The 12,657-nt window shown below is 70.6% G+C and carries 10 protein-coding genes; 3 read left to right on the forward strand and 7 right to left on the reverse strand.

Translation table 11 applies throughout. The features are described 5' to 3' along the window. Positions 1 to 51: 51 nt before the first annotated feature. Both ABH929_RS00420 and ABH929_RS00425 read right to left on the reverse strand, forming a co-directional pair. Positions 52 to 1,410, reverse strand: coding sequence for an extracellular solute-binding protein (locus tag ABH929_RS00420; protein WP_205463280.1), 1,359 nt, complete (start codon positions 1,408 to 1,410; stop codon positions 52 to 54). A 210-nt stretch (positions 1,411 to 1,620) separates the two neighbouring features. After that, positions 1,621 to 2,463, reverse strand: coding sequence for a PhzF family phenazine biosynthesis protein (locus ABH929_RS00425; RefSeq protein WP_404559747.1), 843 nt, complete (start codon positions 2,461 to 2,463; stop codon positions 1,621 to 1,623). A gap of 144 nt (positions 2,464 to 2,607) precedes the next feature. Here ABH929_RS00425 and ABH929_RS00430 point away from each other — a divergent pair, with 144 nt between their 5' ends. After that, positions 2,608 to 3,117, forward strand: coding sequence for a hypothetical protein (locus tag ABH929_RS00430; RefSeq protein WP_263091664.1), 510 nt, complete (start codon positions 2,608 to 2,610; stop codon positions 3,115 to 3,117). A 77-nt stretch (positions 3,118 to 3,194) separates the two neighbouring features. On the opposite strand, the gene ABH929_RS00435 is transcribed toward ABH929_RS00430, so the two are convergent. Both ABH929_RS00435 and ABH929_RS00440 read right to left on the reverse strand, forming a co-directional pair. Next, positions 3,195 to 5,600: a lamin tail domain-containing protein gene (locus tag ABH929_RS00435; RefSeq protein ID WP_404559748.1), complete on the reverse strand. Its 2,406-nt coding sequence runs from the start codon at positions 5,598 to 5,600 to the stop codon at positions 3,195 to 3,197. A 144-nt stretch (positions 5,601 to 5,744) separates the two neighbouring features. Then, positions 5,745 to 7,016 carry an ROK family protein gene (locus ABH929_RS00440; RefSeq protein ID WP_404559749.1) on the reverse strand — a complete coding sequence of 424 codons (1,272 nt, stop codon included), beginning with the start codon at positions 7,014 to 7,016 and terminating at the stop codon, positions 5,745 to 5,747. 85 nt (positions 7,017 to 7,101) lie between these two features. On the opposite strand from ABH929_RS00440, the gene ABH929_RS00445 reads away from it, so the two are divergent. Continuing rightward, entirely contained in the window at positions 7,102 to 7,557 is a 456-nt protein-coding gene (locus ABH929_RS00445; RefSeq protein WP_205463285.1) for a GNAT family N-acetyltransferase, read from the forward strand. A 14-nt stretch (positions 7,558 to 7,571) separates the two neighbouring features. Further along, the gene (locus ABH929_RS00450; protein ID WP_240347464.1) at positions 7,572 to 7,919 is read left to right on the forward strand and encodes an MGMT family protein; all 348 of its coding nucleotides are present in this window, start codon (positions 7,572 to 7,574) and stop codon (positions 7,917 to 7,919) included. 24 nt (positions 7,920 to 7,943) lie between these two features. On the opposite strand, the gene ABH929_RS00455 is transcribed toward ABH929_RS00450, so the two are convergent. The 3 genes from ABH929_RS00455 to ABH929_RS00465 form a co-directional block, all read right to left on the reverse strand. After that, entirely contained in the window at positions 7,944 to 8,369 is a 426-nt protein-coding gene (locus ABH929_RS00455) for a DUF805 domain-containing protein (RefSeq protein WP_404559750.1), read from the reverse strand. A 37-nt stretch (positions 8,370 to 8,406) separates the two neighbouring features. After that, positions 8,407 to 10,215 (reverse strand): ABC transporter ATP-binding protein, encoded by a 1,809-nt coding sequence (locus ABH929_RS00460; RefSeq protein ID WP_404560462.1) that lies wholly within the window; start codon positions 10,213 to 10,215, stop codon positions 8,407 to 8,409. A 92-nt stretch (positions 10,216 to 10,307) separates the two neighbouring features. After that, entirely contained in the window at positions 10,308 to 12,116 is a 1,809-nt protein-coding gene (locus tag ABH929_RS00465) for an ABC transporter ATP-binding protein (RefSeq protein ID WP_404559751.1), read from the reverse strand. Between the last annotated feature and the right edge of the window lie 541 nt (positions 12,117 to 12,657).

A 12,657-nucleotide genomic window follows, 5' to 3' on the forward strand; every position in this document is an offset into this window, starting at 1 on the left:
GCGCGGTGCGGGGCCGCCCCGCGCCTCCCGTCCGTCAGTGGGTGACGTCCGTCAACCAGCCGAGACGGTGTTCTCCTTGCCGACCACCTGCGTGACGGCCTTGTCGTACACGGCAGCCGCCTGCTTCGGTGTCTGCTGTCCGGTCATGACCGACTCCATCGCGACCTGGATCGCGTTGGACACCTGCGAGTAGTCACTCGTCGCCGGGCGGAAGTTCGTGTTCTCCACCAGTCCGGAGAAGAACTTGAACGTCGGGTTGGCGTCGGTGTAGGCGGTGTCGTCCGCGACGTCCTTGCGGACCGCGATCTGGCTGTTCTCGGTGTCGTACTTCAGCGAGCCGTCCTTGTCGAGGAAGCTCGTGATGAAGTCGAACGCCGCCTGCGGGTTCTTCGACTTCGCGCCGACCGCCAGGGTCCAGCCGCCGGACATCGAGTTGTAGCCCGGGTCCTGACCGTTCTGCGTCGGCATCGGCGCCTGACCCATCACGTCGTTCCACTCGGCCCACGGAGCGGTGCCGGACTTCAGCCACGTGCCGGACTGCCACGAACCGTCGAGGTCGATCGCGAGCTTGCCCTTCGGCAGCCACGTCTGCGCGATGGTCGTGCCGACGTTCGTGTCGAGCGCCTGCTGCGGTGTCGGGCCGAGGCCGCCCTGGTAGACGTCCTTCACGAACTGCAGCGAGTCCTCGAACTGCTTCGAGCCCGTGACCCACTTCTTGTCCTTGTAGAGCGTGTTGCCGGAGCCGTCCGCCCCGTACAGGAGCATCTCGAAGCCCTGCATGGTCGATGCCTCACCCTGCGCCTTGCCCGAGTAGATGTTGAACGGGATCAGGTCGGGCTTCTTGTCCTTGATCGTCTTCGCCGCGGCGAGCACGTCGTCCCAGGTCTTCGGCTGCCACGGCACGGGCAGGCCGACGGACTCGAAGATGTCCTTGTTGTACCAAAGAGCGCGGGTGTCGGTGCCCATCGGGACGCCGTAGATCTTGCCGTCGTCACCCTGCCCGGCCTGCTTGGCGTTGTCGAAGAACTGGTCCCAGTCCTTCCACTTCGCCGTGTACTTGTCGAGCGGCAGGAGGTAGCCGGCCTCGGCGTCGGCCTTGACGAGGAAGGTGTCCTCGTACATGACGTCGGGAGCCGTCGCGGGCGCCTTGTTCATGAGCGCGAGCTTCGTGTAGTAGTCGTTGCCCTGGGCCTGGATCGGGACGAGCGTGACCTTCTTGCCCGGGTTGTCCTTCTCGTACTCCTTCTTGACGACCTTCATCTGGGCGTCGAGCTGCTGGAAGGCTCCGAACTTCTGGTACGCGATCTTGATCGTGTCGCTCGAGGCGGACCCCGAGGCTGAGCAGCCTGCCAGGCCGACCGCGGCGACGGCCACGGCTGCGAGTCCGGCGATGATGCGGGTGCGTTTCATCGGTGCTCCTTTGCACGGGTGACATCCGCGGGCTCCATCGCCCGCGCGCAGGATTAGTCCAGCGTATGGACTTATCCGTGTCAAGGAGTTTCTCGGGCCGCGCGCGTCGGGTGCGCGTGGTTGGGGGTGAACCGTGCCGAATCGGGCGTACCTGGTCAGAAGTTTCGACCCGGTACGCCCGATTCCGCTTCCCATCCCACGCGCTGCGGCTCACGCGATCGGGGTCGCGCCCCCGGTCACGGTGATCCCGCCGGCCGACGGGACGTCGACGAGCAGCAGGCTCGGACGACCGACGTGCCGCCCCTGCCGGATGACGACGCGGTCCCCCGGCTCGACGGCGCCGACCTCGCGCAGGTACGCCCCGGTCGACGCCGCCGCCGAACCCGTCGCCGGGTCCTCGGTGATGCGGCCGGCGGGGAAGAGATTCCGCGCCTCGTACTCACGCTCCCCGGTCCGGTGCAGCACCGTGACCGTCCCCTGCCAGCCCGCCTCGTGCTTGAGGTCGGCGAGCGGGCCGGGTGCGAAGCGGAACTGGTGGAAGAGCTCCCGGTCGTGCAGCACGAGCACCGGGTGCCAGTTGCCGGCGAAGGACTCGAGCACCGGGAACCCCGGCGCGATGTCGTCAGCCGTGAGCCCGAGCAGGTCGAACAACCGAGCGAGGAGCGCCGGGTCGATGTCCCGCGTCGCCGGTTCGACACTCGTCATCGCGACCTGGACCGCACCATCGGCGCCGGTGGTGGCGTCGAGGGCGACCTCGCCGGCGGCCGTCGTGAACACCCGGCGGCCGAGCCCCTGCCGTTCGGCGAGCGCCACCGCGAGCGCGACCGTGGCATGGCCGCAGAACGGCACCTCGGCGGCGGGCGAGAAGTAGCGGACGTGCGGGCCCGTTGCGGTGGCGCCGACGACGAACGCGGTCTCGGGGTAGCCGACCTCGCGGGCGACGGCGAGCATCTCGTCGTCGGAAAGCGCTGCTGCGTCGAGGACAAGGCCGGCGGGGTTGCCGCCCCCGGACTCGGCGGCGAAGGCGGTGTACCGGAGGACGTCGATGCTCATGGTGCGACGCTACTGCGGGGGCAGCGAGGTCCGCGCGGGCCGATCACCGACGGGTGGCTCGGCACCTCAGGTGGGGGTAACCCCCGCACGGGTCCGGGTGTGCACGTGATGTTTCAGCAGGTGATCCGTCACGAGACTGGGTGCATGAGCACCGACACGCGACCGAACACCTCCCGCCGCACCCTCCGCATCGCCCTCGCCGGGGCCGCAGCACTGTCCGCGCTGCTGCTGACCACGGGGTGCAGCGTGATCCAGGACATCGTCCCGAACAAGACGCCGCAGAAGCACTTCGCCACGTACTCGGACGCGCCGCGGTCCGGTGAGTCGGAGGACATGGCGTTCTTCATGCCGGAGTGGGTGCCCGAGGACGCGGAGGACATCGACGTCCGACTGCATGCCTCCCAGCCCGGGTACGTCATCCGGTTCGCCTCACAGGACGGTGTCGACCTCACCGCGTGCACGAAGCTCGACGGCTCGTACGGCGGCCCGGCGATGGAGGCGGACTTCCTGCCCGACGACCTGCCCACGACGGGCCTGGTCACGTGCGGCGACGGCCGCGCGGTCGCCGAGATCGGCGACCGCTGGTACGGCTGGACCACGAAGGACGCGATCCCCGGTCAGGACGACTCGAGCACGCTGCGCACGGACGGCTGACGCGCCCCCAGGGCGGACGGGAGGCCCGTGGCGGCCTGGCCACGGGCCTCCCGTCCGCCTGGGACTCGCGCCCAGGGCTACTCCGCAGCCGCCGCCTTGCGACGACGGACGATCAGGACGCCGGCACCCGCGGCGAGCAGCAGGAACGCGATCAGTGCACCGGCCCCGAGGCCTTGGGCACCCGTGAACGCGAGCTGCCCGTCAGCGGTGACGGTGATCGTGGTCCAGCCCAGCACCGTGCCGTCCGCAGCGGTCACCACGATGCGGTGCTCGCCAGCCGGAGCATCGGCCGGGATCGTGACGCGCACCGTGCCGTCAGCGGCCACCGTCACCGTGCCGAGCAGCGCCGGGGTCGAGTACAGCCACACGCTCACCCGGTCACCGGCGTACTGCGCGCCCACCGTGACCGTGATGGTCTCCCCCGCGCGGGCGGACGACGGGGCCGAGACGCTTCCGCGATTCGTGTCCGTCAGGCCGGTCTCCGAGGGGGCCACCGGAGCGATCGGAGCGACCGGCGACGGGGTCGGCGTCGATCCACCGGTCCCGGGGGTCGGCGCGGGCGTCGATCCACCGCCACCCGGAGCGAGCGTGGGCGTCGGTGTCGGCGTCAGCGTCGGGTCCGTGCCCGGGTCGGTGCCGCCGCCCTCGCACGGGTACGTCCCCGTGCGGAGCGAGAACCCGTCCGTGTCGTTGTCGTCGGCGTAGAAGGTGGCGCGCTCCCCGTCGGTGCAGACGCCGGAGATCGCGAAGCCCTCGTTGGCGAGGGTCCGGTCGGCGTTCGACGGTGCCTCGAAGACCTTCGCGGCGGTGAAGGCGCCGTCGGTCAGCTCGTACAGCGCGGTGCGTCCGGCGCAGGCGTCGTCGCACACCACCCAGAGCGCGTCGAGGGTCGGGTCGAACTGCACGTCGGCGACGACCGCGAACGGCGACCCGATGGTGGCCACGCGCTGGGACGAACCGTCCGCCATCAGGGCGTACGCGTACACGCTCGCGGTGCCCTCGACGCCGACGAAGAAGAGCCCCGCGCCGTGTCCGGCGTACGTCGACGGTGCGTAGGCCGCGCCGGTGTGCTCGTCGGCGAAGCCGTGCTCGGTGAGCCACGAGTCCGGGATCCAGGTGACGCCCTCGAGGCCGGCGTTCGCACCGAGCCCCGGGAAGTCGGCTGCGAGGTCCCACTCGTCGGTGGCGCGCAGGGTCGACTCGGACCCGTCGGTGGTGGCGTACCGCAGGACCGACGGACGGCTGGTCTTCGACACGTCGTTGTCCCGCTCGGTCGACACGTACACGGCGCCCGGGTCGTCGCTCGTCACGGTGACGCCCTCGGCGTCCGGGGTTCCCGTGCCGTCGGCGTACCGCAGGTCCGTGCCCGCGGCGTTCGACGGCGCCCAGCCGCCCTGACCGTCCGAGGTCAGGTGGTAGAGCAGGCCGTCGCCGTTCTGCACGGCCCACAGCTGGCCGTCCTCGGACGTGCTCGAGGTGGTCCAGTCGATGCCGCTCAGGTCACCGGTGAAGGTGTCCTCGTCGTCGAGCACGGTCTCGTCCGGGCCGCCGGGCCAGGGCTCGGCGGTGACGACTCCGGCGAACCGGTTCGCGGTGCCCTTCGTCGGCTCGGCGGTGTCGGCGAAGTCGCCGGTGCCGTCCGGGTTGCGGCCGTACGTGGCGGCAGCGTGGGCCGTCCACGAGTACGAGTCGACCAGCGCACCCCGCGGATCGACGACCCGGGCGGAGTCGGCCTTGCCGAGGCCGAAGCCGAAGTCCGCCTCGTCGAGGACGGCGAAGCCCCCGGCCGCGACGGTCGTGCCTGCGGGGATCGTGTACGCGTGGTCGTCCTCGCTGTCCTTGAGGACGTACCCACCCAGGTCGACCGTGGCGCTGCCGACGTTGGTCAGCTCCACCCAGTCACCGGGGGTGCCGTCCTGCGACTCGACCTCGTTGATGCGCACGGGCGAGGAGCAGTCGTTGGCGGCCCCCTTCGTCGACGCGGTGGTGTCGACCAGCGCACCGGTCCCGTCGGCGCACCGGCCGTACGTGACGACCGCGTGGCTCGTCCACGAGTACCGCAGCACCAGGTCGCCGGCGGGGTCGTACACCCGCGCGGTGTCGGCGCCGCCGAGCCCGAAGTCGAACCCGGGCGCGGTCGCCGAGACCTGGTCGATCACGAAGTACCCGCCGGCGGCGATCGTCGAGCCGGTGGGCAGGACGTATGCGTCGTGGGTGCTGTCGTCGTCGAGGAACGCGTAACCGGTCAGGTCGATCGACGCCGACGACGTGTTCTTCAGCTCGACCCAGTCGGTGTCGTCGCCGTTCGACTCGACCTCGTTGACGACGAGGCCGTTCCGAGCGGCGGCGCCGACGCTCGGGTCGTCGTCACCGACGGTCGCGAGTGCCGGGCTGGCCGTGACGACGCCGGCACCGAGGGCCAGCGCGGTGACGATCGTGGCACCGAGCCGCACGGAGCGGGGGCGCAGGGCAGGAGTGCGCATGCAGGTCCTTCTCGGGAGGGGAGGGGAGACCTGCACGACTGTTCAGCACCCGGGCGTCCGACCGGTGGCCGGCCGGTGAACGACAGGTGTCGCGCGGCGCCGCAACACTCGACGCCGCAGCGCTCGACGTCGCAACGTTCGACGTCAGCGGCGGATGAGCAGCCCGCTCGCCCGCGGTGACAACGCGGCGTCGAGCACCAGGCACGCGGCTCCCACCGCGGCGACGTCGGCACCGCGGTCGCTCTCGACCACGTCGACCGCGTGCTTCGGGACGAGCAACGGCGACCCGACGATCGCCGCGCGAGCAGCCGGCAGCGCGGCACTGGCGATGCGCGACCAGAACGGTCCGCCGAACACGACCCGGTCGATGTCGAGCAGGTTCACGATGACGACCGCGGCGTCGCCCATCACGGTGCCGGCCTCGGCGGCGAGGGTGATCGCGGCCTCGTCTCCGGCGACGATGGCCTCGGCGAGCTCGTCCCACGCGCGGTTCACCGCATCGACCGCTCCATCGGACGAGACCACACCAGCAGGATCGCCGCCGCCGGACAACGCCACCCCCCGGTCCCGCGCGATCCGCACGAGCCGGTCCGGCGCCACGGCCGCACCCACCTCGCCCCGGCTGCCGGACCCGTCGGGGGTGCCGGCGAGCGATCGCTGGTCGACCATGATGTGCCCGGCGTCCCCGGCGTTCGACCCGACGCCGCGCACGGGTTCGTGGTCGACGACGAGCCCGACGCCGAAACCGGTGCCGAAGTACACGAACGCGAAGTTCCGCGCCGACGACTCCCCCGCTAGGAACATCTCGCCGACCGCGGCGGCCGTGACGTCCTTCTCGAGCAGCACCGGGTAGCCGGTCGCCTCGGCGAGCGCGTCACGCAGGGGCACGTCCCGCCACCGGGGCAGGAACGGCGGGTCGACCACGATGCCGGCGTCGACGTCGATGGGGCCGGGGCTGGCGATCCCGACGCCGAGCACCCCGTCGACGTCCACGCCGGCGTCGGCGATCAGGCCGTCGACGGCGGAGCCGATGGTGCGGACGACCTCGGACGGGTCGTCCGCGGTGGGGGTCGAGGTGGTGGACGAGGCGACGACGGTGCCAGCCAGGTCGAGGAGCACGTAGGTGACGACGGCCGGGTCGACGTGCACGCCGACGGCGTAGCGGCTGCCGGGTTCGAGCCGCAGGATGGTGCGCGGCTTGCCCCGACCGGCGACGACGGTGCCGGACTCGACGATCATGCCCGCCTCGATCAGGAACCGGGTGACGTTCGACACCGTCTGCGCGCTGAGGCCCGTTCGCGAGGCGAGTTCGACACGGCTCAGGCCGTCCGGCGAGCGTCGGACGGCATCGAGCACGACCGTGCGGTTGAACCCGCCGATCGACGGGAGGTTCGCTCCACGCCGATGTTCTGCCATTCCGCGACCATACCGCGGCAACGGTGCGGTCTCGGTCTCCCGTCCGCGCTGGCCCCCACACGGGTCGCACCGTTACCCTGGCCGCATGGCCGACCTGCGTCTCGAAGAACTCTCCGCGAAGACCGCTGCCGCGGCGAACTCCCTGACGCTCAAGCCGGGGCAGGAACAGTTCGTGCAGCCGACCACCTACGGGGTCGCCGAGTCCGACGTCAAGCCGAGCTCCGCGTGGACCCGGGTGGTCCTGGACGGTGACGAGGTCCTGGGCCTCATCATCGGTTCGTTCGACGCCGACAATTCGCAGGAAGAACTGCGCAGTGCCATCTGGCGGGTCAACGTCGCTGGCACCGCGCAGGGTCGCGGCGTCGGCCGCTTCGCGGTGCACGGCCTGGCGGACGAGGCCCGCAGCCGTGGGCAGGAACGCCTGACGGTCGTGTACGAGCCCGGTGGCGACGACAGCCCCGAGGCGTTCTTCCGCGCCGTGGGCTTCGAGGTCGTCCGTGAGACCCAGTACGGCGACCACTTCGCGGTCCTGACGCTCTAGTACTTCCCGCCGACGTGCCCGAGGACGACGCCCCCGCGCCGGAGCAGGACTTCGGGGCGGCGGTGGCCGAGGTGGTCCGGATGATCCCGTCCGGTCACGTCATGACGTACGGCGACGTCGCCGCGGCGCTCGGCTCACGCGCGTCGCGTGCGGTCGGCAAGGTGATGGCCCACGAGGGCGCCGACCTGCCCTGGTGGCGTGTGGTGCGCGCGGGTGGGCACCCGCCGCTGCACCACGAGGCTCGTGCGCTCCAGCACTACCGCGCGGAGGGCACGCCGATCGTGCAGGGGACGGCGGCCTGGAGGCTCGACATGCGTCGTGCCCGCTGGTCGCCGTCCACGGATGCGGACGATCCGTTCTGACGCGCCGCCCGCGGACGTGGGCCGTCAGCGGTCGAAGCGCTCGCCCTTCGGGCTCGTCGGGATCAGGCACAGCACGTACACGACGAGCGAACCGATGCCGGGCACGACGTGCAGGAACTGCCAGAACCCGGACAGTCCGGCGTCGTGCAGCCGTCGGGCGCCGAGGGCGAGCGACCCGATCAGGGTCGCGAGGCCCCAGAGCACGAACAGGTAGGACCCGACGGGGTTCTCGAACAGCGCGGTGTCCGGCGTGAACGCCTGCGGGACGAGCTGCAGCACGAGTCCGATGGCGAGCGACGTCAGCCACCACCACCAGAACTCGGCACGCGAGGCCCGTCCGGTGAACACGGTGTACTTCCGCCAGAACCGCCGGACGGCCTCGGTGAAGGGTGCGCCGTAGAAGGGGTCGCGCAGGGCGACGCCGCCGGGCTGCACGCTGTCGTTGCTCATGGAGCAAGCCAACCACGTGGTGCAGCCCGGCCGCGTCCTACACAAGCGAGTCGCGCCAGGCCGCGTGCAGCTGGGCGAACCGCCCGGTACCCGCGATGAGGTCGGCGGGGGTGCCGTCCTCGACGATCTTCCCGTGTTCCATCACGAGCACCCGGTGCGCGATCGCGACGGTGGACAGGCGGTGCGCGATGATCACCGCGGTGCGGTCGGCGAGCAGGGTCTCGAGCCCTTCCTGCACCAGCCGCTCCGAGGGGATGTCGAGCGACGCCGTGGCCTCGTCGAGGATGAGCACCTTCGGGTCCGCGATGAACGCCCGCGCGAACGAGAGCAGCTGCCGCTGTCCCGCCGAGACACGACCACCGCGCTTGTTCACGTCCGTGTCGTACCCGTCGGGGAGCGCCATGATGAACTCGTGCGCGCCGACCGCCTTGGCGGACGCCTCGATCTCGGCGCGGGAGGCCCCCGGCTTGCCGAGCGCGATGTTGTCGGCGACCGTGCCGGAGAACAGGTAGGCCTCCTGCGTGACCATGACGATCGCGCGACGCATGTCCTTCGTGTCGAGGTCGCGCAGGTCCACGCCGTCGAGCCGCACGGATCCCTGCGACGGGTCGTAGAAGCGCGCCATGAGCTTGGCGAGCGTCGACTTGCCGGCGCCGGTGGACCCGACGAGTGCGATGGTCTGCCCCGAGGGGATGTGCAGGTCGAACTCCGGCAGCACGACCTTGCCCGCGTTGTACGCGAACACGACCTCGTCGAAGTCCATCTTGCCCGTGGCATCGGCCAGCTTGGTCGGCTTCACGGGGTCCGGCACGCTCGGCCGCTCCTCGAGGACGCCGGAGATCTTCTCCATCGCCGCCGAGGCCGACTGGTACCCGTTGTAGAACATCGCGAGTTCCTGCGCCGGGTCGAAGAAGCGCTTGGCGTACAGCGCGACCGCGAGCAGCGCACCGACCTCGAGCGTCCCGCCGACGATCCGGAAGCCGCCGACGATGACGACCGCGGCGAGGGTCGCGTTGCCGATGAGCACGAGCACCGGGTCGAACGTCCCGAACAGGTTGAACACCTTCGTGTTCGCCAGCCGGTAGTCCTCGACGAAGCCGCCGTACTCGTCCTTGTTGCGGGACTCCTTGCGGAACGCCTGCACGGCGCGGATGCCCGTCATCGTCTCGACGAAGTGCACGATCACGCGTGCCGAGGTGACGCGGGTCGCGCGGAACAGCGTCTGCGAGTTCGTCTGGAACCAGCGGATCAGGAACCAGAGCGGCACGAGCGACACCGCGAGCACGAGCCCCGACGTCGGGTCGAGCAGCACCAGGGCCACGGCGGTGAACACCATGTAGAGCACGCCCTGGATGAGCTGGTTCAGCCCGGAGTCGAGCAGCTCGCGGATCGAGTCGAGGTCACTCGTCTGGCGGGAGATGATCCGGCCGGACGTGTAGGTCTCGTGGAACTCAAGCGACAGCCGCTGCGTGTGCAGGAACACCCGCTTGCGGAGGTCGAACAGGATCGCCTGGCTGATCCGGGCGGCGAGCACGGTGTACCAGGCGGTGAGCACCGCGCCGAGGACGGCCACGACGATGTACGTCGCGACGACGCCGAACGCCGGCACCCAGTCGTTCTGGTCCATCACCGCGGGCAGGGCGTTGTCGATGCCCCACGCGATGAGCGCCGGACCCGCGACGGTGCCCGCCGTGGAGACCACGACCACGATCCCGAGCAGCACCAGGCGGAGCTTCAGCGGGGCCGCGAGGGAACCGAGCAGGGCGAGGGAGCGACGCCGCAGGCGCTTGCTCTCCGCCTTGGTGAAGTCCTCGCGCTCCTCGCCGCGCACGCCCAGGGTGGTGATCGAGGCGGTGACGGGCGCGGCAGACTGCGCGTCCGCAGCGTCGTCGGTGACCGGTGCCGTGCCTCCCGGCAGGTCCTGGTCCGTCTGCTGGCTCATGCCATCGCCTCCTGTCGTGCGACCTGGTCATCGTCGTCGAGCGACGAGATGACGTAGCGGTAGTGCTCGTTGGCGGCCATCAGGTCGTGGTGGGTCCCGACGGCGGTGATGACGCCGTTCTCCATCAGGGCGACCCGGTCGGCCAGCGTCACCGTCGACGGACGGTGCGCCACGATGAGCGACGTCGTCTCGGCGAGGACGCGGCGGAGGCCGGCCTCGACCCGCGCCTCGGTGTCGACGTCGAGCGCCGACAGCGGGTCGTCGAGCACGAGCACCGACGGCCGCGCGGCGATCGCACGGGCGAGCGCCAGACGCTGTCGCTGTCCACCGGACAGCGACAGGCCCTCTTCACCGACGCGGGTGTCGACGCCGTCGGGCAGGTCGTCCACGAAGGACGCCTGCGCGATGTCGAGGGCCTCGCGCATGAGCGCCTCGGCCTCGGCACCCTGCACGTCTGGACGACCGAGCAGCACGTTCTGCCGCACCGTCGTCGAGAACAGGGTGGCGTCCTCGAACGCGACGCCGACGTGACGTCGCAGTTCCTCGCGGGTGAGGTCGCGGATGTCGACCCCGTCGATCGTCACCGAACCGCCGGTCACGTCGTAGAGGCGCGGCACCAGCGAGAGCAGCGTCGTCTTGCCGCAGCCCGTGAGCCCGACGAGCGCCATGGTCTCGCCCGGCTGCAGCTGCAGCTCGACGCCGTTGATCAGGTCCGGGTACTGCGGCGCGGAGTCCTGGTACCGGAAGTGCACGCCGTTGAACGACAGTGCACCGTGCGGCTCCGCGATCGTCTTCGGGTCCTGCGGGTCCGTGATGGTGTTCTCGGAGTCCATGACCTCGAAGAAGCGGTCGACCGCGGTGCGGGTGTCGAACGTCATCGAGAGCAGGAAGCCGATCGACTCGATCGGGAACCGCAGCACCGTCGCCGTCGCGAAGAACGCGAACAGCTGCCCGACGGTCATCTCGCCCTGCGACGCCAGCCAGATGCCGGCGAGCAGGCACAGCGCGAACGCGACGTCCGGCACGAGCAGCAGCCACAGCCAGATGCTCGCGATGGCCTTCGCCTTCTTGATCTCGGTGCCGCGCAGGGCTTCGGCCTGCTCGCTGAACTCCTCGAGCTTCGACCCGCCGCGACCGAACGCCTTGAGCACGCGGATGCCGTGCACCGACTGCTCGACGCTCGTCGCGAGGTCACCGACCTGGTCCTGGCTGCGGCGCGCGACGACGGAGTACCGACGCTCGAACAGCAACCCGTTGATCCACAGCGGGATCGACGCGATCAGGAAGATCAGCCCGAGCAGCCACCCGAAGGTGAACAGCACGACGAAGCCGACGACGATCGTCACGACGTTCACGACGAGCAGGACGACACCGAAGGCCAGCCAGCGGCGGATCAGCGACAGGTCCGACACGGAACGGGACAGCAGCTGCCCCGATTCCCACCGGTCGTGGAACGCGACGGGCAGGTCCTGCAGCTTCGCGTACAGCGAGTTCCGCATGCTGGCCTCGATCCGCGTCGAGGGACGCATCACCATCCGGCGGCGCGAGGCGATGAAGAACGCCTCGAGCACACCGAGGGCGAGCACGCCGAGGCCGGCGGGCCAGATCTGTGCGCCGTCCTTCGATGACAGCGGACCGTCGACGAGCCACTGCAGGACGTAGGGGATTGCGAGCGCCACCAAGGAGGCTCCCATCGCTGCGGCCATGCCGCCGATGAGGCGCCCCTGGTAGGGCTTCACGTAGGGGTAGATCCGCGCGATCGCGCGGAAGGTGGACGGGCGCGCCGTGGTGGGCGACTTGGACATGCGTTGCGTCCTCATGCGTCTGCCGGGTCCCCGGGTCGCGCTGCGCCCTGGCCGCCTGCTGCTTGCTTGCTGCTGGCGTGCGGTGCGTGCGCGGCCTCGACCTGGAGGCTCGGTGTGGCGTTGCGTGGTGATCATCGGCCGGGCGCGTGGTCGCGCCTCCGCCGTCACTCGCGTGACGTCGGTCGGGCCGGAGGGCACCGGGAGACACTCGTCCCCCGGGTTCAGGCGGGTGGTTCGCGGACGCTCGTCGTGCGGCGCCGCGAGGCCGTGGGAACGGCCTGACTAGACGGCGGCCGCGACGCGCGGTCGCGGTGCGATCAGGGATCGCCGTGCGGGAGTGGTCCCCACGACGGACACGAGACCTGCACGGGCGGCCGTCGCCACGGTTCCGGTCATGTTGTCCATCGTCACTCCAGTCGTCGTCTTCGTCACCGTTGTGTCCGCGGTGCCACCGGTCCCGGAGGATCGTCGGCTGCCTGTCGCGGAGCCTTACAGACTATTCACAGTGACTCTCAGCGCGCAATAGGGTGCCGCGATTTGT

Source organism: Curtobacterium sp. AB7 (assembly GCF_044909335.1).
In the GTDB taxonomy this organism is placed as follows: domain Bacteria; phylum Actinomycetota; class Actinomycetes; order Actinomycetales; family Microbacteriaceae; genus Curtobacterium.

Excerpts from the sequence above, each read along its gene's own strand:
- ABH929_RS00420 (WP_205463280.1), bottom strand. The coding sequence starts at position 1,410 with ATGAAACGCACCCGCATCATCGCCGGACTCGCAGCCGTGGCCGTCGCC.
- ABH929_RS00425 (WP_404559747.1), bottom strand. The coding sequence starts at position 2,463 with ATGAGCATCGACGTCCTCCGGTACACCGCCTTCGCCGCCGAGTCCGGG.
- ABH929_RS00430 (WP_263091664.1), top strand. The coding sequence starts at position 2,608 with ATGAGCACCGACACGCGACCGAACACCTCCCGCCGCACCCTCCGCATC.
- ABH929_RS00435 (WP_404559748.1), bottom strand. The coding sequence starts at position 5,600 with ATGCGCACTCCTGCCCTGCGCCCCCGCTCCGTGCGGCTCGGTGCCACG.
- ABH929_RS00440 (WP_404559749.1), bottom strand. The coding sequence starts at position 7,016 with ATGGCAGAACATCGGCGTGGAGCGAACCTCCCGTCGATCGGCGGGTTC.
- ABH929_RS00445 (WP_205463285.1), top strand. The coding sequence starts at position 7,102 with ATGGCCGACCTGCGTCTCGAAGAACTCTCCGCGAAGACCGCTGCCGCG.
- ABH929_RS00455 (WP_404559750.1), bottom strand. The coding sequence starts at position 8,369 with ATGAGCAACGACAGCGTGCAGCCCGGCGGCGTCGCCCTGCGCGACCCC.
- ABH929_RS00465 (WP_404559751.1), bottom strand. The coding sequence starts at position 12,116 with ATGTCCAAGTCGCCCACCACGGCGCGCCCGTCCACCTTCCGCGCGATC.